Consider the following 20736-nt stretch of genomic DNA (forward strand, 5'->3'; position numbering starts at 1 on the left):
CCATCCGATCAGGATGACCGAGGTAGCGTCCAGCGACCGGCAATCAGGCGGCGTGTCGGACCAACGGGGCAAACAAACCCAGGTGCGGCACTAGTCACCGGGTGGAACGGACTCGCGCGCCGGTTGCGTCGCGTCCCAGCCGTCGACCGAGCCACCGAGCCGCTGCGCCAGCCCGGCCATTCTCGACCGTTCCTGGGAACAGTGCAGCGCATCGAGGATCTGGACACGCTGTAACACGAGTCCGACCGTCGCACCGTCCTCGGCCGGGGATGCCGGCCCGTCCGGATCCTGCGGTCGGTAGCCGTCCTGAGCGGCGATCGACAGGGCATCGGCCACCGCCGACGCGGGCAGCCGCAGATGGTGCCGCAGCACCGCTTCCGCGTCGGCGTCCCACCGCGGATCCTCGGCGGCGGCGCGGTCGAGCGCGGTCGAGCACGCCTCCACGTCTTCGAAGCTCGAGGCGACGACCACGAGGTCGGGCCGATCCTGATCGAGAGGGGCCGGTTGCCGACTGCCGAACAGCCTCCGCAGCCACCCCGTACTGTTGTCACGAGAGCGCATGTCTCCACCCTTTCACGGTCCGCCACCAGGGCTGTCAGCAGGGAGAATCGGACAAGCGGGGCGCGTCGACGCGTCGAGGGTGGACCCGGGTAGTCGTCTCTTACGACGAAGCGTCATACTTCTGTCTGTGACGAGCGCAGTAGGGACTTCAGGATCAGCAATCACCCAACGCGTGCACTCGCTGAACCGACCTAACATGGTCAGCGTTGGCACCATCGTGTGGTTGTCAAGTGAGCTCATGTTCTTCGCAGGGCTCTTCGCCATGTACTTCGTGGCGCGAGCGCAGGCGAATGGAAACTGGCCGCCGGAGCCGACCGAGCTGAATCTGTTCCTCGCGGTACCGGTGACGCTGGTGCTGATCGCCTCGTCGTTCACCTGCCAGATGGGTGTGTTCGCGGCCGAGCGCGGCGACGTCTTCGGCCTGCGCCGGTGGTACCTCCTGACCTTGGCGATGGGCACCTTCTTCGTCCTCGGGCAGGGATACGAGTACATCCACCTGGTCGAAGAAGGCACGACCATCTCGAGCAGCGTGTACGGCTCTGTCTTCTACATGACCACCGGCTTCCACGGTATGCACGTGATCGGCGGCCTCATCGCGTTCGTCTTCCTGATCGCCCGCACCAAGGTCAGCAAGTTCACGCCCGCACAGGCCACCGCCGCCATCGTCGTCTCGTACTACTGGCACTTCGTCGACATCGTGTGGATCGCCCTGTTTGCCACGATCTATTTCATCCGTTGATCAGCTGAACGCCCCAGGCAGCCCCCTGACGTCCAGTCCGTCCCGACATACCAAAGGGATACAGATGAGTTCATCCCCCCCTCCCGCATCCGACACCACAGCGTCTACCGCCAAGGCACGCCGCCAGCGGAAGCTCCGCAGGCGCGTCACGGGCGCCCTGGTCCTGATGATGGGACTGGTCAGCGCCGGTTTCCTCGCATCCGCGTTGACGCCGACCCCGCAGGTGGCCACCGCCACCGATGATCAGGCAGCACTGATCCGCGAAGGCCAGCAGTTGTACGACACCTCGTGCATCACGTGCCACGGCGCGAACCTGCAGGGTGTGCAGGACCGCGGCCCGAGCCTCATCGGTGTCGGCGAAGCCGCCGTGTACTTCCAGGTGTCGTCGGGACGTATGCCGGCATCGCGCAACGAGGCCCAGATCGAGCGCAAGCCCCTCAAGTTCGACGCCGAGCAGACGGACGCCATCGGCGCGTACGTCCAGGCCAACGGTGGCGGCCCCACGGTCATCCGTGACGAGAACGGCGAGGTCGCCCAGTCGTCCCTGCGCGGCGGCGACATCGGACGCGGCAGCGAGCTGTTCCGCCTCAACTGCGCGTCCTGCCACAACTTCACCGGGCGCGGCGGTGCGCTCTCGTCCGGCAAGTACGCGCCGGTCCTCGACCCGGCCAGCGAGCAGCAGATCTACACCGCGATGGTCACCGGCCCGCAGAACATGCCCAAGTTCTCGGACCGTCAGCTGACCCTCGAGGAAAAGAAGGACGTCATCGCCTACATCAAGTCGGCAGGCGAGACGAAGCAGCCCGGTGGCTACGGACTCGGCGGCATCGGTCCCGCCTCCGAGGGCTTGGCCATGTGGGTCATCGGAATCATCGCTGTCGTCGGTGCAGCACTGTGGATCGGAGCAAGGTCATGAGCGACGCTGGCCAGCCGGGCGGCGCCACGCCAAAGAAGTACACGGATGCAGAACTCGAGAACCTGAGCCGCGACGAACTCGTCGAGCTCGGCACCAACCTCGACCACGTCGATGTCGCGTTCCGCCGACACCGGTGGGCGGTTCCGGGGACGAAGGCCGAGAAGCGCGCCGAGCGGTCGGTCGCCTTCTGGTTCGCCCTCTCCGGCGTCTCCGCGATCGCGTTCATCGCGATCTACCTCTTCTGGCCCTGGGAGTACGCCGGCTCCGGCGAGGAGCACTACTCGGCCTACAGCCTGTACACGCCGCTGATCGGCCTCACCATGGGTCTGGCCATCCTCGGCCTCGGTGTCGGAGCGGTGCAGTTCACCAAGAAGTTCATCCCCGAAGAGGTGTCCATCCAGGACCGCCACGACGGTGGATCGTCCGAGGTCGATCGCAAGACGATCGTCGCGGAACTCGGTGACTCGTTCGACACCTCGACGCTGGGACGCCGCAAGCTCCTCAAGCGCACCCTCATCTTCGGCGGCGGTGCTCTCGGCATCATGTCCGTCATGCCCCTCGGTGGTCTGATCAAGAACCCGTGGGCCAAACGCGACGACTCCCCGCTGTGGGTCTCGGGATGGACCCCCCGCTACGCGGGCGAAACCATCTACCTGCGCCGCGACACCGGTCGCCCCGAGGACGTCGTCCTGGTCCGCCCGGAAGACCTGGACGCCGGCGCCATGGAAACGGTGTTCCCGTTCCGCGAGTCCGACCGCGGCGATCACGACGCGCTGCTCGAGGCACTGCGCGGCATCCGCAACGCGACCATGCTCATCCGCCTCCGCACGGAGGACGCGGCACGGGTCACCAAGCGCAAAGGCCAGGAGAGCTTCAACTACGGCGACTACTTCGCCTTCTCGAAGATCTGCACCCACCTCGGCTGCCCCACCTCCCTGTACGAACAGCAGACCAACCGAATCCTCTGCCCGTGCCACCAGTCGCAGTTCGATGCGCTGACCTACGGAAAGCCGATTTTCGGTCCGGCCGCTCGTGCACTTCCGCAGTTGCCTATTACAGTGAACGAAGAGGGTTTCCTAGTCACAACGGGTGACTACATCGAAGCTCTCGGCCCGGCATTTTGGGAGCGTCGACCGTGACCGACAACAAACCGTCCAGACTGAGCGCGATGGCCACCGGCCAGGCCGAGGCGATGGATTCGCGCTACCACCTCGCAGCGGGAATGCGGCGGCAGATCAACAAGGTCTTCCCCACCCACTGGTCGTTCCTGCTCGGCGAGATCGCGCTGTACAGCTTCATCATCCTGCTGATCTCCGGTGTCTACCTGACCCTGTTCTTCGACCCGTCGATGGCGCACGTCGTCTACAACGGTGCGTACGAGCCGCTGCGCGGCGTCACGATGTCCCGCGCGTACGAGACCACGCTGAACATCTCGTTCGAGGTCCGCGGCGGCCTGTTCGTCCGCCAGATCCACCACTGGGCTGCGCTGATGTTCGCGGCGTCGATCGTCGTGCACCTGCTGCGCATCTTCTTCACCGGCGCCTTCCGGCGTCCGCGCGAGGCCAACTGGGTCATCGGCTGCCTGCTGCTGATCCTGGCGATGTTCGAGGGATTCTTCGGCTACACGATCCCCGACGACCTGCTGTCCGGCACGGGCCTGCGCGCCGCGTTCTCCGGCATCACGCTGAGCATCCCGATCGCAGGCACCTGGATGCACTGGCTGATCTTCGGCGGCGACTTCCCCGGCGACCTGATCATCCCCCGCCTGTACGTCGCGCACGTCCTGCTGTTCCCGGGCATCATCCTCGCCCTGATCGCCGGTCACCTCGCGCTCGTCTGGTACCAGAAGCACACGCAGTTCCCCGGCCCCGGCCGCACGGAGAACAACGTCGTGGGTGTGCGCATCCTCCCGGTGTTCGCCGTCAAGTCGGGTGCGTTCTTCGCGATCACGTTCGGTGTACTCGCCGTGATGGGTGGCGTGCTGCAGATCAACCCGGTCTGGACCATCGGCCCCTACAACCCGTCGCAGGTGTCGGCAGGTTCGCAGCCCGACATCTACATGATGTGGACAGACGGCCTGGCCCGTCTGTGGCCGGCATGGGACATCTACCTGTTCGACCGATACACCATTCCGTCGGTGTTCGCAGTCGCGTTGATCATGGGTCTGGTGTTCACGGTGCTGATCGCCTACCCGTGGATCGAGAAGCGTCTGACCAAGGACGACGCTCACCACAACCTGCTGCAGCGTCCGCGTGACGTTCCGGTGCGTACCGCGATCGGTGCGATGGCGATTGCGTTCTACGCCGTCCTGACGATCTCCTGCATCAACGACATCATCGCGTACCACCTGAGCATCTCGCTGAACGCGATGACGTGGATCGGCCGCATCGGCATGGTGTTGCTGCCTCCGATCGCCTTCTTCGTGGCCTACCGGTTCTGCCTGGGTCTCCAGCGCAGCGACCGTGAGGTCCTCGACCACGGCATCGAGACCGGCATCATCAAGCGGATGCCGAACGGTCAGTACATCGAGATCCACCAGCCGCTCGGCCCGGTCGACGATCACGGTCACCCGATCCCGCTCGAGTACCAGGGTGCGACCGTCCCGAAGAAGATGAACAAGCTCGGATCCGCCGGCAAGCCCGGTTCCGGCAGCCTCGTCACGGCCGACCCGGTCGAGGAGAGCGTCGCTCTCGAGCACGCCCTGCACCACGGCGAGCACGAGCAGCTCACGATGCTGCGGGAGTACCAGGACCGCGCCCACGGCAACGGTTCGTCGACTTCCGGCAACGGATCGTCCGGCAACGGCGAGGCCCACTAGCCTTACCTCCGCAACCGAGCAGGGCCCCGAACCACTTCCGGTTCGGGGCCCTGCTCGTCTGTGGGCGCCGTGCCCGCTCCCCTCCCCCGCGGCTGTGTACGGAACACGAGCGCGACCGCCCCGAGTCCCAGAAGAAGTCCGAGCGCGGTGAGGATTCCGAACGGCTCGCCGAATATCACGGCCCCCCAGACAGCGGTCACCGGTGCCATCAGGAACATCAGGGCATTGACCCGGGTGACTCCACTCCGACGCAGCACGAGCCAGTACAGGCCGTAGCCGCCGAACGTGGACAGGGCGATCAGCCAGGCCACCGACCCCCAGAACGACGCCGTCGTCGGCGGAGGCACCCGTCCGGCGCATGCGGCGAGTGCGGTGAAGAGCGCGGCACTGGTCGCGCAGTGCACGGTCATGGCCACGACGGGGTCCGTGTCGGTCGGTGCGCGACTCTCCAGGAAGGTCGCGGCCACCAACGACAGCATTCCGGCGAACGGCACGAGATACGCCCACCAGGACACACCGGACGCAGCGGTGGCGTCGCCGGCGGTGACGATCACGACGCCTGCCAGTCCGAGCAGCAGCCCCCACCACTGCCGGGGCGCGACGTACTGGCCCAGCAGTGGGCCGGCCAGCACTGCGACGACCAGGGGCTGGGTGCCGTCGATCAGCGCGGTGGTGCCGGTCGAGACGCCGAGTCCGATCGCCTGGTAGACGGTCAGCAGATATCCGGTCTGCGACAGCGCGCCGACGATCACCTGACGTCCGAGCGCACGGGACCCGAGTCCCCGCCACCGGGCGCGTCCGAACAGCGCTGCTCCCAGGACGAGGGCGACGGCGAGTGGCAGGAACCGCCAGGTCAGTACCGTCAGAGGGTCTGCATCACCGGCACCGAGTTTGGCCCCGATGAAACCGGAGCTCCAGCACAGGACGAACATCACGGCGAGAAGCGCATTCACGACTGACCACCACCCAAGTAAACAGTTCGGTATACCCCCTAATTTATACCGATCTGTATACTTTTGTCATGGATACTCTGCGACGCGTCGCGCTGACACCGGGCGCGAGACGAGCGCTGGACGCGGCAGGCCGCCTCTTCTACGAGCGGGGAATTCACGCGGTCGGTGTGGATCTCATCGCCGCCGAGGCCGGCGTCACGAAGAAGACGCTCTACGACCGTTTCGGTTCGAAGGAACAGATCGTGGTCGAGTACCTCGCCGACCGGGACGAGCGGTGGCGGGCGTTTCTCGCAGACCACCTCGACGTCGCCGGCGACTCCCCCGGACGGCGCCTGACGGCGATCTTCGACGCGTCCCGGGAGTGGGCCGCGGAGAACAGCGCGAAGGGGTGCAGCATGGTCAACGCGCACGCAGAGATCAGCGACCCGTCACATCCGGCGTATGCCGTCATCATCGGCCAGAAACGGTGGATGCTCGACCTGTTCACCGGTGTGTGCCGGGACGCGTCGGTTCGCGACCCGGAGACACTCGCACGCACGATCATGCTGCTCCACGAAGGGGCCCTGGTCTCGCACGGGTTGCAGGTGTTCCCCGAGGCGGTTCGACTCGCATCCGATCAGGCGGCGGCACTCCTCGCCGCAGCGGCGGGCCCTGTCGACTAGGCGGACGACCACGAAACGGAGGCGCCGAATCCCGGGTGGAATTCGGCGCCTCCGCCGTCTGACTGTGGGTGGAACTAGTGCTTCTCGGGCCCGACGTAGTACTCGAAGACGAGACCTGCAGCGGCCGCGAGCACCGCAACCACGGCGACCACGATCATCCACGGCTGGAAGAAGGCCATCGAGACTGCGACGAATGCGGCGGCAGCGGCGAGCAGGATCGGCCAGTAGCTACCGGGACTGAAGAAGCCCAGGTCGCCTGCGCCGTCGGCGATCTCCGCATCCTCGTAGTCCTCGGGACGGGTGTCGAGGCGACGGGCGACGAACCGGAAGTACGTTCCGATGATCAGTGTCAGTCCCGCCGACAGGCAGATGCCCGTCAGACCCGCCCACTCGATACCGGTTCGTGAAACGGCGGTGAAGACGCCGTAGACGATCGCGACGAGAATGAAGAATACCGTCAGGATCTCGAAGAGCTTGGCTTCGATCTTCATATCAGCACTTGTCCTTGGTCAGTGAGGTATCAGCAGCAGGTTCAGTTACCTTCGACACCGCTCGCCTGCTTGTAGCCGCGATCGGTGGTGAAGGGCGACGTCGACGTCGCGACCGGGGACTCGCCGATGGCCTGCAGAGCCTCCGCCGTGGTCAGATCCCGGCCGCCCTCGCTCGCCGGCTTGCGCAACTCGATGTACTGCGCGAACTTGTCGGGGCTCACGGCGCGAACCTCGAAGTTCATCATCGCGTGGAACGTGCCGCACATCTCGGCGCAGCGCCCGACGAAGGCACCTTCCTTCTCGATCTCACTGATCTGGAAGACGTTGTCGGAGTGGTTCTCCTTCGGGTTCGGGTTCACGTCGCGCTTGAACAGGAACTCCGGCACCCAGAAGGCGTGGATGACATCGGCCGAAGCCAGTTCGAACTGGATCCGCTTGCCGGTCGGCAGAACGAGGATCGGGATCTCGTTGCTCGAGCCGATCGTCTCGATCTTGTCGTAGTGCAGGTAGGACAGGTCCTGGGGGGTCTTGCCGTGGATGGGGCCGGGCTGGGCGTGCTCACCCTCGGCCTCCGCCTCGGACGCCGGTGCGGACTCGACCGCGGCCTGCGCTTCCTGATCGACGCCGTCGTACTTGCCGCCGCCCTCGCCGAGGTCGATGGAGCGGTAGCCGAACTTCCAGTTCCACTGGTACGCAGTGACATCCACCACCACGTTGGGGTTGTCCTCCTTCTCGAGGACATGGTTCTGCACGATCACCGTGAAGTAGAACAGCACGGCGATGATGACGAATGGAACCGCGGTGTACGCCAGCTCGAGCGGCACGTTGTATGCCGTCTGCCGCGGGAACTCGGGTGAGTCCTTCTTCTTACGGTGGAAGATCACCGCCCAGAAGGTGAGTCCCCACACCAGCACACCCATGACGAGGGCGGCGATGACCGACCAGGTCCACAGTTCACGCATGCGGTGCGCCTGCGGGGTTACGCCCGAAGGCCACCCGAAACGAAGCACCTCGTTGTCGATTGAACAACCCGACAGCAGCAAGGCAGCAATGCCCAAAGATACTGCCAACCCTGCCCGCCGAAGGATCCGACCTTGCGCCACGTTCACGCCTTCCTGATCGCCGCAAATTCCACTAGGGCACACCCGATGGGAAGGCCCAATTACTACGCAGCGTAGACCAAAGGTGGCGGCTCTCCATCCTCGGGTCGGGCGACGTGTCGCTGCCGGCGCCGCGACGGCGCCGCTGTTCGAGCCGGGGCACCGTCACCGGCGGCCCGAACCGGACGCTCCGGGAATCTGCGGCATACTTTCCGGCAGAGATCCCTGACCACTCCACATCGTGGAGCCTTCCAAGATTCTGAATTGAGGTACCGGACGCTGTGTGCGGACTGCTCGGGCTACTGACCTCTGGAGAAACCAGCGACAACGCCGTCTCACAGGTCGACCAGGCGATGCACTGCCTGCGGCACCGTGGGCCGGACGAGCACGGGACCTGGCACGACGACCACTTGGTCTTCGGGTTCAATCGGCTGTCGATCATCGACATCGAACACTCCCACCAGCCCCTGCGGTGGGGTCCGGCGGAGAATCCGGAACGCTATGCGCTGACGTTCAACGGCGAGATCTACAACTATCTCGAGGTTCGGGCCGAACTCGCCGAGCAGTTCGGTGCGCAGTTCGTCACAGAGGGCGACAGCGAGGCCATCGTCGCCGCCTTCCACTACTGGGGCGAGGAGGCCGTCCGTCGTCTGCGCGGCATGTTCGCGTTCGCGATCTGGGACACCGAGACGCGGGAACTGTTCATCGCGCGCGACCCGTTCGGCATCAAGCCGCTCTTCCTGGCGACGGGCACCGGCGGCACCGCTTTCGGTAGCGAGAAGAAGAGCCTGCTGGAGTTGGCGAGCCTGATCGGCATCGGCACCGAACTCGATCCGCGGGCCGTCGAGCACTACACCGTCCTTCAGTATGTGCCGGAGCCGGAGACCCTCCACAAGCAGATCCGCCGGCTCGAGTCCGGCTGCTTCGCGCGTGTGCGCCCGGGCGAAGAACCCGTGATCACCCGCTATTTCGCGCCCACGTTCCCGGTGCGTCCGTTTGCCGCGGGCACCGAGCAGGCCCGGTACCGCGAGATCGCGGAGGCGCTCGAGGATTCGGTCGCCAAGCACATGCGCGCCGACGTCACGGTCGGTTCCTTCCTGTCGGGTGGCATCGACTCGACGGCCATCGCGGCGCTCGCGATGCGCCACAATCCGAACCTGATCACGTTCACCACCGGTTTCGAGCGCGAGGGCTATTCCGAGGTCGACGTCGCGGCCGAATCCGCCGAAGCGATCGGCGCGCGCCACGTGGTGAAGGTGGTGAGCCCGTCCGAGTTCGCCGCCGCCATCCCCGAGATCGTGTGGTACCTCGACGACCCGGTCGCCGACCCCGCGCTGGTTCCGCTGTGGTTCGTGGCCAAGGAGGCGCGCAAACACGTCAAGGTCGTGCTGTCCGGTGAGGGCGCCGACGAGCTGTTCGGCGGCTACACCATCTACCGGGAGCCGATTTCACTCAAGCCCTTCGAATACCTGCCCAAGGGACTGCGGCGGGCCGCCGGGAAGCTGTCCGAGCGCATCCCCGAGGGCACCCGCGGAAAGAGCCTGCTCAACCGCGGTTCACTGACCCTGGAAGAGCGGTACTACGGCAACGCGCGCAGCTTCAACGACGCACAGTTGCGCGCCGTTCTGCGCGACTTCCGGCCGGAGTGGACGCACCGCGACGTCACCGACCCGATCTACGCGCAGTCGCAGGGGTGGGATCCGGTGGCCCGGATGCAGCACCTGGACCTGTTCACGTGGTTGCGCGGCGACATCCTCGTCAAGGCCGACAAGATGACGATGGCCAACTCGCTCGAACTGCGGGTGCCGTTCCTCGATCCCGAGGTCTTCAAGGTGGCGTCGCAGGTGCCGCTGGATCAGAAGATCACCAAGAGCACCACCAAGTACGCGCTGCGTCAGGCGCTCGAGGGCATCGTGCCCGGGCACGTGCTCCATCGGGCGAAGCTGGGCTTCCCGGTGCCGCTGCGGCACTGGCTGCGCGGCACCGAACTGTTCGACTGGGCACACGAGCAGATCGCGGCGTCGGGCACCGATCACCTGCTCGACAAGGCGGCGATCACGAAGATGCTCAACGACCACCGGGACGGCGTGTCCGACCACAGCCGACGCCTCTGGACCGTGCTGATCTTCATGGTCTGGCACGGCATCTTCGTGGAGAACCGCATCGTTCCCGAGATCGCTGAGCCGGCGTACCCGGTCTCGCTGTAGGCGCTTCGCGCCCGTGCGCCTTTCTGGTAGTTGGAGCTACCAAAAAGGCGCACGGGCGGCGGAGCCGCCTCTACGGCAGAACGGCAGCGATCTCGTCCGCGGCGGTGGAGCCGTAGGCGTCCGCGAGGCGCTTGACAGCCTCGTCGCGGTCGAACGTCCATTCCTGGGTTCCGACGGTCTCCAGCACGAGCACGGCCACCAGCGACCCCAGCTGTGCGGAGCGCTCGAAACTCAGGCCTGCGCTGTGTGCGAGGAGGAATCCGGCCCGGAATCCGTCACCGACACCGGTCGGGTCGACCTTCGCCTTCTCGGGGACGACGGCGACGCGGGTCCAGTTGCCCTCGGAGTCGACGATCTCGACGCCCTTGGAACCGAGCGTCGTGACGCGGACGCCGACCTGAGCGCGGATCTCCGCTTCGGACAGTCCGGTCTTCTGCTGCAGCAGTCCCCACTCGTACTCGTTCGTGAACAGGTACTTTGCGCCGTGGATCAGCGCCGACGCCTCCTCGCCGTTCAGTCGGGCGAGCTGCTGCGACGGGTCGGCGGCGAACGGGATGTCCTGTCGGCGGCATTCCTCGGTGTGGCGGATCATCGCCTCGGGGTCGTTGGCGCCGATGAGGACCAGTTCGAGCGGTTCGGCGTCCTGCGCGATACCCGACAGCTGGATTTCGCGGGCCTCGCTCATCGCACCGGGGTAGAACGACGCGATCTGCGCCATGTCCTCGTCGGTGGTGCACACGAAACGCGCGGTGTGTGCGGTGGTCGAGATCCGGACGGCGGTGCAGTCGACGCCGTTGCTCTCGAGCCACTGACGGTAGTCCGCGAAGTCGGCTCCGACAGCCCCGACCAGCAGCGGAGATCCACCGAGGACGCCCATGGCGTAGGCGATGTTGCCGCCCACTCCCCCGCGCCGGACTACGAGGTCGTCGACCAGGAAGCTCAACGAGATGTGGCTGAGCTGATCGGCGAGCAGTTGCTCGGCGAACCGGCCCGGAAACCGCATCAGGTGGTCGGTGGCGATGGAACCGGTTACCGCAATTGTCACGGGCGGATGCCTTTCGATGAGTTCGGTCGGGATTTCTCACCGTACCCCGGAGTACCACCATGATCGGTCGGCAGCACGGGGCCCGGGTACATGGAGATCGGGCACGAAAAAAGTCTGACGCGGCAGCCGGTCGGCGCCGCGTCAGACTTGTCGATTCAGTTGTACTTCGGCCCGGGACTCAGTTGAAGGAGTCGCCGCAGGCGCACGAACCGGTCGCGTTGGGGTTGTCGATGGTGAAACCCTGCTTCTCGATGGTGTCGACGAAGTCGATCGAGGCACCCTCGACGTACGGCGCGCTCATCCGGTCCACCGCGAGGGCGACGCCACCGAAGTCCACGATCAGGTCGCCGTCCAGGTTCCGGTCGTCGAAGAACAGCTGGTACCGCAGTCCTGCGCAGCCGCCGGGTTGCACGGCGATACGCAGTGCGAGGTCGTCACGACCTTCCTGATCGAGCAGCGCCTTCGCCTTGGCGGACGCGGCTTCGGTCATCTTGACGCCGTGGACGGCGGTCTCGTTCTGCACAGTCATGGGCTCTCCCTGTAGTTCGTAACAAACCCGTGAACGCTTCAACGGTACTCCGCGCCCGACTTATTCCCGGGTTCCATTCCCTGCGGCAGCGTCCGCAGATCGATCCACGTCCATGGTATCCGACGTCGCGGATTCGGGTTACTACCCTGCGGCCGCACCGTCCCACCCGCGGGCTGCGGCGGCAGCAAGGTCTCTGAGCTGCGCGTATGCGTCCGACATCGCGAGTTCGACCGACCCCGCGTGGTCCACCAGGGAAAGTGCGTCGTCGATGCCCGCGCCGTCGAGGTCCGCGGTGTCGAGCAGGACCTGCCCGGCCAGAACGAGCGTCGCGATCGACCGCCGGCGGGCGGCAGCGGCGAGCGCGATCACGAGTTTCCCGCGCAGCGACTGCTGGTCGAGGCGGCCTTCCCCGGTGATCACGAGCTGGGCGGAGGCGAGTTGCCGGTCCTGCCGGGTGCGCTGAGCGACCACGTGAGCACCGGATTCGCGGGTCGCGCCGAGGGCGAGCAGCGCGGCGCCGATGCCACCGGCGGCGCCGGCTCCGGCCTCGGCGGCGACCTCCCGGGCCGTCACCCGCTGCAGTTGCCCCGCCCACGCGGCGTTCCGGTCCTCGAGGAATGCGACGGTGTCGGGGTCGGCACCTTTCTGCGGTCCGAACACGCGGGCGGCGCCGTGCTCGCCGAGCAACGGATGCTCGACGTCGGACGCGGCCACCAGTTCCACCGAGCGCAGGCGGGCGACGGCGGCGTCCGCGCTCCCGAAGCCCTGCGCGAGGGCTTCGACGAGGCCGCGGCCGCCGTCGGTGCAGCTGCTGCCGCCGAGACCGACGACGATCTTGCGCGCTCCGGCGTCGAGGGCGGCCACTACGAGTTGGCCGACACCCCGACTGTGCGCGTCGCGGGCGGTGCGGGGCGTCGGCGGTCCGCCCAGCAGTCCGAGTCCGCAGGCCTGGGCGGATTCGAGGTAGGCGTCGGTGCCGTCGAGCAGCCAGCGTGCCGTGACGTCGGCGCCGAGGGGCCCTTCCACGACCGCGGTCCGGACGGTGCCGCCCGCGGCCGCGACCACGTCGACGAATCCGGGGCCGCCGTCGGACTGCGGCGCCTCGATGAGCTGGTCGTCCGGACGCACGGCCGACCATCCCGCCGCGATCGCGGCGGTCGCCTCGACGGCGGTCAGCGTTTCACCGAAGGAGTCCGGTGCGATCATCACTCGCATCGGCGAAGTGTATGGCGACGGGCGCGACCCGGCATTTCGATGTGAGGGCGGTTTTCCTCCCGGTGGCGTCTTCCCATACTCTGGAAGGGTGAAATTGCTACGCCGCGGTGATTCGGACAATTCAGACAAGCGGGACGTCGAGGTCGCCGAGTCGTCCACGGCCCCGGAGGCGGAGTCCGCCGAACAGGCGGGCAAGGGCCGCCCGACGCCCAAGCGACGCGACGCCGAGTCGAAGCGACGCGGACCGATCGCGCCCGCGCCCCTGACTGCGAAAGAGGCACGCGCCCGCAAGAAGGCCACCCGCGGCAGCAAGGAAGAGCGCAAGGCCGCCGCGGCGGAGCGGCGCGCCACCGCCGGTGAGCGACGCGCCCGCATGCTCGCGGGCGAGGACAAGTATCTCCTCCCCCGCGACAAGGGTCCGGTCCGCGCGTACGTCCGGGACATCGTCGACGCCCGGCGCAACCTGGTCGGCCTGTTCATGCCGCTGGCCCTGGTTCTCATCATGGCGATGTTCGTCAGCCCGGCGCTGCAGGCCATCGTGACCCTCGCCATGCTCATCATGATGATGTTCATGGCCATGGAGGGCATCTGGCTGGGCCGCAAGATCAACAATCAGGTGCGGGAGCGCTTCCCGGACACCCCGGACGGCGGCTTCAAGCTCGGGTGGTACGCGTTCGTGCGTGCATCGCAGATCCGCAAGCTGCGGGCCCCCAAGCCGCGGGTGCGCCCCGGCGATGCCATCTGACGGTCAGTTGTGGGGCGCGCGGTGCGTCTCGGCGAGCAGTCGCCCCAGCTCGGCGTCACGGTCGTACGACAGGTCGGTCATGGGATCGGCCGGTCGGAAGAAGTTGTCGCGGTAGCTTTTCCGCAGCCGCGGATGGAGTGGACCCAGGTGCCGGCCCGCGTACATCACGGCCGCATGCAGCACGAGGAGAAGTGCAACGAGGACGAGGAATTCGGTCATGGCTGAAATTTTCCGCCCATTCACTTCCCGCCAACAGTGGCGGAATTGACGTTCTTCGTCAAAATACTGCCACTCCGCTGGGTTGGTAGCGTTTCCCTCCATGCCCACCGCCGATTCCCCGGACCCTCCGAGCCGTCCGAACCAGACGTCGCGAACATTGGTGCTCGGCGGTGCACGCTCCGGAAAATCCGCTCACGCCGAGGAACTGACCCAGGCCCTGGCCGGGACCGGCCGGGTGCGCTACGTCGCCACCAGCCACCGCGACCCCGAGGACCACGACTGGGAACACCGCATCGCACAGCATCGCGATCGGCGTCCCGGCAGCTGGCTCACCGTGGAAACCGCGCACCGGCTCGACCTCGCCGACCACCTGCGTACCCCCACCGAAGCGGCGGCCACCCTCGTCGACGATCTCGGCACCTGGCTCACCGTCGAACTCGACGGCGCCGCAGCCTGGGAATCGCCGCGGGGCACCATCACCCCCCGCGCCGACGAACTCGTCGCGAGCGTCCGCGACTACCGCGGCGCGCTCGTGCTGGTGACTCCCGAGGTGGGTCTCGGCGTCATCCCCGAGACCCGGTCCGGTCGCCTGTTCCGCGACGAGATCGGCGCCCTCAACGCGCGGCTCGCCCAGGTCTGCGATCGCGTCGTCCTCGTCGTCGCCGGGCTGACCATGACCCTGAAAGATGATCCCGCACGTGAGTCGTGGGGGGCAGAAGTGTCCACTCGAACGAGAGGCCAAGCGTGACCAGCGAGTCCGTGAGCACCGACCCCGGTCGGTTCGAACCCGTCACCCCACCCGACGAAGGGGTGCGCGCACAGGCCGAGGCCCGTCAGTTGCAGCTCACCAAACCGGCCGGATCGCTCGGACGTCTCGAGACGCTCGCATGCTGGGCCGCGGCCTGCCAGGGCGTCTGCCCGCCCGTCCCCTTCGAGCGCGCGCGGGTGGTGGTGTTCGCCGGCGACCACGGAGTGGCACGGACCGGCGTCTCGGCGTATCCGCCCGAGGTGACGGCCCAGATGGTCGCCAACTTCGTCGGCGGCGGGGCAGCCGTCAACGCTCTCGCGAACCGGGCCGGCGCCAGCGTGCGCGTCGTCGACCTGTCCGTGGACGGCGACACGGATCCGTCGGTGTCCGCGTTCAAGATTCGCCGCTCGTCGGGGGCGATCGACCGCGAGGACGCGCTCACACACGAGGAGACACTAAAGGCCATCGAGGCCGGACGATCGATCGCCGACTCCGAAATCGATTCCGGCGCAGACCTGTTGATCGCCGGCGACATGGGAATCGGCAACACCACGCCGGCCACCGTTCTCATTGCCGCACTGACGGACACCGAACCGGTGGCGGCGGTCGGCCGGGGCACGGGTGTCGACGACGCCGGCTGGATCCGGAAGACGGCGGCGATCCGCGACGCGATGCGCCGCGCCCGGCCGGTGGTCCGGGACACGGTGGCGCTCCTGCGTACGGTGTCGGGCGCCGACCTCGCCGCGATGGCCGGCTTCCTCGCCCAGGCCTCCGCCCGCAAGACCCCGGTGATCCTCGACGGCGTCGTCGTGACCGCGGCCGCGATGGTCGCGGAGGAACTCGCGCACGGCGCCCGCGCGTGGTGGCTGGCCGGCCACCGTTCCACCGAACCGGCCCACACGATCGCGCTGAAGCACCTGCAGCTCGACCCCCTCCTCGAACTCGACATGCGGCTCGGCGAGGGGTCCGGCGCCGTCACCGCGCTGCCGATCCTGCAGGGCGCCGTCGCGACGCTCGCGGAGATGGCGACGTTCGCGGAGGCCGGAGTCAGCACCCGCGACGCCGAGGACGGCGAGGGCACCGAGACCGGCTCCGCCGCCGATACCGCGGGCTGACCGTGTCGGGCGTGGTGCTCGCGTTCTCCTGGCTGACGGTCCTCCCCCTGCGCGGACCGGATTCCGTGGACCGTGCGGCGGGTCGCCGCGCGATCCGGGCGGCGCCGGTCACCGGGATCGCGCTGGGAGTCCTGGCCGCGGGAATGCTGTGGGCGCTCGTGTCCGCCGGTCTCGACCCCGCCCTCGCCGGCCTGGTGACGGTGGGTGCACACGCCCTCGCCACCCGGGGCATGCACGTCGACGGTCTGTCCGACACCGTCGACGGGCTCGGCTGTTACGGGCCGCCGGAGCGGGCGCGGGCAGTGATGCACAGCGGCGGCGCGGGCCCGTTCGGGGTGTGCGCCCTGGTGATCTGCCTGGGTGCGCAGGGGCTGGCGTTCGGATCTCTTGCCGCCGCAGGACAATTCGCGTGCGTGGCCGTCGCCGTGGCGGCCGGGCGGGTGGCGGTCGTCTTCGCCTGCCGGCGGGGAATTCCCGCGTCGTCGACGGAAGGATTCGGCGCACTGGTCGCCGAAACCCAGTCACCGTGGACCGGCATCGCCTGGACCGTTCCGCTCCTCGCGGCGGCCGCGTGGTGCACCTCGCCATGGTGGCAGGGACCGGTCGTCGCGGCGGTCGCGCTGACGCTCACCGCACTGCTGGTGGCCCACTGCGTCCGGCGATTCGCCGGCCTGAACGGCGACGTGCTCGGCGCTGCGCTCGAGATCACCGTCACCGTCTCGGCGATCGGTCTCGCTTTCTGAGCGACCGCCGAAACCGAGCTCAGCGCAGTTTGGTCATCCAGCCGTGGGTGTCGGCGAACGTTCCCCGCTGAATACCGGTCAGCGTGTCGCGCAGGGCCATGGTCACCTCGCCGGGCTCGCCGTCGGCGACCGTGAATTCACCCTCGGCCGACTTGACCCGGCCGACGGGCGTGATGACCGCCGCGGTACCGCACGCGAACACCTCGGTGATCTCACCCGACTTGGTCTTGGTGCGCCATTCGTCGGTGCTGATCCGACGCTCCTCCACCGCGAAACCGGCGTCGGTCGCGAGGGTCAGTAGCGAGTTGCGGGTGATCCCCGGCAGCAGCGACCCGGACAGGGACGGTGTCACGAGGCGGGCGTCGGGGCCGGAGCCGAACACGAAGAAGAGGTTCATGCCGCCCATCTCCTCCACGTACGACCGCTCGATGGCGTCGAGCCACACCACCTGGTCGCATCCCTCGTCGGCGGCCTGCGCCTGCGCGAGAAGCGAGGCCGCGTAGTTGCCGGCGAACTTGGCGGCTCCGGTGCCACCGGGTGCGGCGCGCACGTATTCCGTCGACAGCCACACGCTGACCGGCTTCACTCCACGCGGGAAGTAGGCGCCGGCGGGCGAGGCGATCAGCAGGTAGCGGTACTCGTCGGCCGGACGCACACCGAGACCGGCCTCGGTGGAGAACATGAACGGGCGGAGGTACAGCGCGTCCTCGCCGCCGGCGGCGGGCACCCATGCGTGGTCCAGCTCGAGCAGTTCGGTGATCGACTTGACGAACAACTCCTCCGGCAGCTCCGGCATCGCGAGACGGCGAGCCGACGTCGCAAGTCGTTCGGCGTTGGCCTCGAGGCGGAACGTCGAGATGCCGCCGTCGGGCTGCCGGTACGCCTTCAGCCCCTCGAAGATGGCCTGTCCGTAGTGCAGCACCATCGCGGCGGGGTCGAGCTGGAGCGGCCCGTACGGTTCCACCTTGGCGTCGTGCCAGCCGAGCTCCGTGGAGTAGGTGATCGACACCATGTGGTCCGTGAAGTACCGGCCGAATCCGGGCGCCGCCAGTATCTCTCGCCGTACCTCGTCGGAGGTGAGGGCGGGATGCGGGACGCGAACGAACTCGGTGACACCTGTCATGCCCGTGATCTTATCGAACGCCTTCCGCCGCCCCACGGCCGACAGGTCGTCCGCGACAGGGGCTTACTTGGTGTTGATCTCCACGAACGGCGGAGACACCACCTCGGCGCGCAGCGAGCGCCCCCGGACGTCCACGGAGATCTCGTCTCCGGCCGACACCCCGGCTCCGGAGTCGAGCAGCGCCAATGCGATCCCGACCTTGAGCGTGGGCGAGAACGTGCCCGACGTGGTCTCGCCGATCGACTCGCCGTCGCGCACCACGGTCTGACCGGCACGGAGAACCCCGCGGTCCAGCGCCTTGATGCCCCACAGCTTGCGCGCCGGGCCGGACTCCTTCTCGTCGGTGAGCGTCTCCTTGCCCCAGAACTTCGGCTTCTTCCACCCGATCGCCCAGCCGCATCGCGCCTCGAGCGGGGAGATCTCCAGCGACAGTTCGTGCCCGTGCAACGGGTATCCCATCTCGGTGCGCAGCGTGTCCCGGGCACCGAGACCGGCGACCTGGCCGCCGTGTGAGCGGACCTGCTCGACCGCGGCCCGGAACAGCTTCTCGCTGTCCTCCCACCGCGGCAGCAGTTCGAACCCGACCTCGCCGGTGTACCCGCTGCGGCACACGCGGACGGGAACCCCGTCCCACGTGGCGTCCGCGAAGGCCATGTACTCGATGTCGGTGGGCAGGCCGAGCGCGGTGAGCACGTCCGCCGACTTCGGGCCCTGCACGGCGATCACACCGAAGTCCCGGTGCTGGTTGTCCACCGTGACGCCCTCGGGCGCCGTGGCGGCCAGTGCCGCGACCACGTCGGCGGTGTTGGCAGCGTTCGGGACGAGGAACACCTCGTCGGGGCTCACGTAATAGGCGATCAGATCGTCGATCACTCCGCCCGACGGCGTGCAGCAGAGCGTGTACTGCGCCTTGCCGGGACCGATCTTGTCGAGATCGTTGGTCAGCGCCGAGTTGACGAAGGCGGCCGCGCCGCTGCCCCGCACGAGGGCCTTGCCGAGGTGGCTGACGTCGAACACCCCCACCGACTCGCGCACCGCGGTGTGTTCGGCGACGACACCGGCGTACGAGACAGGCATCTCCCAGCCGCCGAAGGGAGCGAACGTGGCCCCGAGTTCGACGTGAACGGCATGGACGGGACCTTGCGACAACTGCTCCTCGGTCATGGGCCTCAACTTATCCGACCCCCGGGCGCACCGGGTAGGCGACGGCGGACGAGCACTACCATCGGGACGGACGTCGACCATCCGACACCACCCGATCCCGAACCGCTGCAGGAGAGACACCGTGAGCACTCACACAGCCCGACCCCTCGGACCACAACTCGCCCTGGCCGGCACCGTCGGCAAGCGGGTGGACGTGTTGGTGATCGGGCTGACGTCGAGCTCGGACGGCCCCGAAATCGCGCTCGGCGACGGCATCGTCGACGAATCGGTACTGACCGATCTGCTCGACACGCTCGTCTCGGTGGGGGCCTCCGGCAAGGCGGAGGAGACGACCCGCATCCCGGCACCCGACACGCTTCCGGTCGACAGCGTGCTCGCCGTCGGCCTCGGTTCGGCCGAGAAGCTCGACGCCGAGCAGATCCGCAAGTCCGCGGGCGCAGCAGCGCGTTCACTCAGTGGCGTCGGCACCGTCGCGACCACCCTGTCCGTACTCGATCTCGGTGCGGCAGCCGAAGGTTTCGCCCTCGGCGCGTACCGGTTCACCGAATTCAAGTCCGCGAAATCCGCTCCCGGCCCGGACGCACAGCCCGTCTCGCGGGTGGAGCTGCTGGTGTCGTCGCCGCGTGCCAAGGAGTCGAAGGAGACCCTCGCACGCTCCGCGGCGATCGCCGAAGCCGTCGCCACCGCGCGCGAATTCGTCAACACTCCCCCAAGCCACCTCTTCCCCGCCGAATTCGCGGACCGCGCAAAGACTCTCGGCACCGACGCCGGACTGAAGGTCGAGGTCCTCGACGAGAAGGCGCTCGAAAAGAACGGGTACGGCGGCATCCTCGGGGTGGGCAAGGGCTCGTCCCGGCTCCCGCGGCTCGTCCGGCTGAGCTACTCCGCCAAGAAGCGGAACGCCCCCAAGGTCGCGCTCGTCGGCAAGGGCATCACGTTCGACACCGGCGGCATCTCCATCAAGCCCGCCGCCGGCATGGAGAACATGACGTCCGACATGGGCGGCGCCGCAGCCGTTGTCGCCACCGTGGTCCTCGCCGCCAAGCTCGGTCTGCCCGTCGACGTCACCGCCACCGTCCCGATGGCCGAGAACATGCCGTCGTCCACCGCGCAGCGTCCCGGCGACGTCCTCACCCAGTACGGCGGAACGACGGTGGAGGTCATCAACACCGACGCGGAGGGACGCCTCGTCCTCGCCGACGCCATCGTCCGCGCGTGCGAGGACGACCCCGACTACCTCATCGACACCGCGACCCTCACCGGCGCGCAGATGGTGGCGCTGGGCAACCGGACGCCCGGTGTCATGGGCACCGACGAGTTCCGCGACCGCGTCGCCGCCATCTCCCAGGCGACCGGTGAGAACGCGTGGGCCATGCCGATGCCCGCCGAACTGCGCTCGGACCTCGATTCGAAGGTCGCCGACCTCGCCAACGTCACCAACCACCGCTGGGGCGGCATGCTCGCGGCGGCCCTGTACCTGAAGGAGTTCGTCGCGGACGGCGTCCAATGGGCGCACATCGACGTCGCCGGACCGGCCTACAACTCGTCGGGACCGTGGGGATACACCGGCCGCGGCGGCACCGGCGTGCCCGTGCGCACCATGATCTCGGTGATCGAGGACATCGCCGCCAACGGGTAGGCCC

Annotated in this window: 21 protein-coding genes; 11 read left to right on the forward strand and 10 right to left on the reverse strand. The window is 67.7% G+C overall.

Features of this window, described 5'->3' with window-relative positions:
- Positions 1-90: 90 nt before the first annotated feature.
- Positions 91-561 carry a hypothetical protein gene (locus ACFVJ3_RS36980; protein WP_378456781.1) on the reverse strand — a complete coding sequence of 157 codons (471 nt, stop codon included), beginning with the start codon at positions 559-561 and terminating at the stop codon, positions 91-93.
- 127 nt (positions 562-688) lie between these two features.
- Between ACFVJ3_RS36980 and ACFVJ3_RS36985 the strand changes: the two genes are divergently transcribed.
- The 4 genes from ACFVJ3_RS36985 (at position 689) to ACFVJ3_RS37000 (ending at position 5034) form a co-directional block, all read left to right on the forward strand.
- The gene (locus ACFVJ3_RS36985; protein ID WP_073365890.1) at positions 689-1300 is read left to right on the forward strand and encodes a heme-copper oxidase subunit III; all 612 of its coding nucleotides are present in this window, start codon (positions 689-691) and stop codon (positions 1298-1300) included.
- 64 nt (positions 1301-1364) lie between these two features.
- Positions 1365-2216: a c-type cytochrome gene (locus tag ACFVJ3_RS36990; RefSeq protein WP_378456782.1), complete on the forward strand. Its 852-nt coding sequence runs from the start codon at positions 1365-1367 to the stop codon at positions 2214-2216.
- Positions 2213-3355 (forward strand): ubiquinol-cytochrome c reductase iron-sulfur subunit, encoded by a 1143-nt coding sequence (locus tag ACFVJ3_RS36995; protein ID WP_378456783.1) that lies wholly within the window; start codon positions 2213-2215, stop codon positions 3353-3355. Before ACFVJ3_RS36990 ends, ACFVJ3_RS36995 begins: the two co-directional genes overlap by 4 nt.
- 29 nt (positions 3356-3384) lie before the next feature.
- The gene (locus ACFVJ3_RS37000) at positions 3385-5034 is read left to right on the forward strand and encodes a cytochrome bc complex cytochrome b subunit (RefSeq protein ID WP_378456848.1); all 1650 of its coding nucleotides are present in this window, start codon (positions 3385-3387) and stop codon (positions 5032-5034) included.
- 2 nt (positions 5035-5036) lie between these two features.
- Here ACFVJ3_RS37000 and ACFVJ3_RS37005 read toward each other — a convergent pair whose 3' ends face one another.
- Complete coding sequence (locus tag ACFVJ3_RS37005; protein ID WP_378456784.1) at positions 5037-5987, reverse strand: DMT family transporter; 951 nt, start codon at positions 5985-5987, stop codon at positions 5037-5039.
- 68 nt (positions 5988-6055) lie between these two features.
- Here ACFVJ3_RS37005 and ACFVJ3_RS37010 point away from each other — a divergent pair, with 68 nt between their 5' ends.
- Positions 6056-6649, forward strand: coding sequence for a TetR/AcrR family transcriptional regulator (locus ACFVJ3_RS37010; protein ID WP_378456785.1), 594 nt, complete (start codon positions 6056-6058; stop codon positions 6647-6649).
- A 74-nt stretch (positions 6650-6723) separates the two neighbouring features.
- Here ACFVJ3_RS37010 and ACFVJ3_RS37015 read toward each other — a convergent pair whose 3' ends face one another.
- Entirely contained in the window at positions 6724-7140 is a 417-nt protein-coding gene (locus tag ACFVJ3_RS37015; RefSeq protein WP_012688105.1) for a cytochrome c oxidase subunit 4, read from the reverse strand.
- A gap of 41 nt (positions 7141-7181) precedes the next feature.
- Positions 7182-8249 carry a cytochrome c oxidase subunit II gene (locus tag ACFVJ3_RS37020; protein WP_016880030.1) on the reverse strand — a complete coding sequence of 356 codons (1068 nt, stop codon included), beginning with the start codon at positions 8247-8249 and terminating at the stop codon, positions 7182-7184.
- 272 nt (positions 8250-8521) lie between these two features.
- Between ACFVJ3_RS37020 and asnB the strand changes: the two genes are divergently transcribed.
- A complete protein-coding gene (gene asnB, locus ACFVJ3_RS37025; RefSeq protein ID WP_378456786.1) occupies positions 8522-10447 on the forward strand; it encodes an asparagine synthase (glutamine-hydrolyzing) in 1926 nt (641 codons plus the stop codon).
- Between the two features lie 70 nt (positions 10448-10517).
- Here the strand turns inward: asnB and ACFVJ3_RS37030 are convergent, their stop codons facing one another.
- The 3 genes from ACFVJ3_RS37030 to ACFVJ3_RS37040 form a co-directional block, all read right to left on the reverse strand.
- Positions 10518-11492 carry a carbohydrate kinase family protein gene (locus ACFVJ3_RS37030; protein WP_378456787.1) on the reverse strand — a complete coding sequence of 325 codons (975 nt, stop codon included), beginning with the start codon at positions 11490-11492 and terminating at the stop codon, positions 10518-10520.
- 178 nt (positions 11493-11670) lie between these two features.
- Entirely contained in the window at positions 11671-12021 is a 351-nt protein-coding gene (locus ACFVJ3_RS37035; protein ID WP_005247725.1) for an iron-sulfur cluster assembly accessory protein, read from the reverse strand.
- A 141-nt stretch (positions 12022-12162) separates the two neighbouring features.
- A complete protein-coding gene (locus ACFVJ3_RS37040) occupies positions 12163-13236 on the reverse strand; it encodes a glycerate kinase (protein ID WP_378456788.1) in 1074 nt (357 codons plus the stop codon).
- 88 nt (positions 13237-13324) lie between these two features.
- On the opposite strand from ACFVJ3_RS37040, the gene ACFVJ3_RS37045 reads away from it, so the two are divergent.
- Positions 13325-13981 (forward strand): DUF3043 domain-containing protein, encoded by a 657-nt coding sequence (locus ACFVJ3_RS37045; protein WP_378456789.1) that lies wholly within the window; start codon positions 13325-13327, stop codon positions 13979-13981.
- Positions 13982-13984: 3 nt separating this feature from the next.
- Here the strand turns inward: ACFVJ3_RS37045 and ACFVJ3_RS37050 are convergent, their stop codons facing one another.
- Positions 13985-14200 carry a hypothetical protein gene (locus ACFVJ3_RS37050; protein ID WP_378456790.1) on the reverse strand — a complete coding sequence of 72 codons (216 nt, stop codon included), beginning with the start codon at positions 14198-14200 and terminating at the stop codon, positions 13985-13987.
- Positions 14201-14300: 100 nt separating this feature from the next.
- Here ACFVJ3_RS37050 and cobU point away from each other — a divergent pair, with 100 nt between their 5' ends.
- The 3 genes from cobU to ACFVJ3_RS37065 are packed head-to-tail and all read left to right on the forward strand — an operon-like array spanning position 14301 to position 16806.
- Positions 14301-14948 (forward strand): bifunctional adenosylcobinamide kinase/adenosylcobinamide-phosphate guanylyltransferase, encoded by a 648-nt coding sequence (gene cobU / locus ACFVJ3_RS37055; protein ID WP_378456791.1) that lies wholly within the window; start codon positions 14301-14303, stop codon positions 14946-14948.
- The gene (gene cobT / locus ACFVJ3_RS37060; protein ID WP_378456792.1) at positions 14945-16063 is read left to right on the forward strand and encodes a nicotinate-nucleotide--dimethylbenzimidazole phosphoribosyltransferase; all 1119 of its coding nucleotides are present in this window, start codon (positions 14945-14947) and stop codon (positions 16061-16063) included. The genes cobU and cobT overlap by 4 nt, the downstream gene beginning before the upstream one ends.
- Positions 16064-16065: 2 nt before the next feature.
- Complete coding sequence (locus ACFVJ3_RS37065) at positions 16066-16806, forward strand: adenosylcobinamide-GDP ribazoletransferase (protein ID WP_378456793.1); 741 nt, start codon at positions 16066-16068, stop codon at positions 16804-16806.
- 19 nt (positions 16807-16825) lie between these two features.
- On the opposite strand, the gene ACFVJ3_RS37070 is transcribed toward ACFVJ3_RS37065, so the two are convergent.
- The gene (locus tag ACFVJ3_RS37070; protein ID WP_378456794.1) at positions 16826-17929 is read right to left on the reverse strand and encodes a branched-chain amino acid aminotransferase; all 1104 of its coding nucleotides are present in this window, start codon (positions 17927-17929) and stop codon (positions 16826-16828) included.
- Positions 17930-17992: 63 nt separating this feature from the next.
- The gene (gene gcvT / locus ACFVJ3_RS37075) at positions 17993-19093 is read right to left on the reverse strand and encodes a glycine cleavage system aminomethyltransferase GcvT (protein ID WP_378456795.1); all 1101 of its coding nucleotides are present in this window, start codon (positions 19091-19093) and stop codon (positions 17993-17995) included.
- 121 nt (positions 19094-19214) lie between these two features.
- Here gcvT and ACFVJ3_RS37080 point away from each other — a divergent pair, with 121 nt between their 5' ends.
- Positions 19215-20732, forward strand: coding sequence for a leucyl aminopeptidase (locus ACFVJ3_RS37080; RefSeq protein ID WP_378456796.1), 1518 nt, complete (start codon positions 19215-19217; stop codon positions 20730-20732).
- Positions 20733-20736: the final 4 nt, after the last annotated feature.

The sequence above is a fragment of the Rhodococcus sp. NPDC127593 genome, assembly GCF_042671975.1.
Taxonomy (GTDB): Bacteria; Actinomycetota; Actinomycetes; order Mycobacteriales; family Mycobacteriaceae; genus Rhodococcus_F.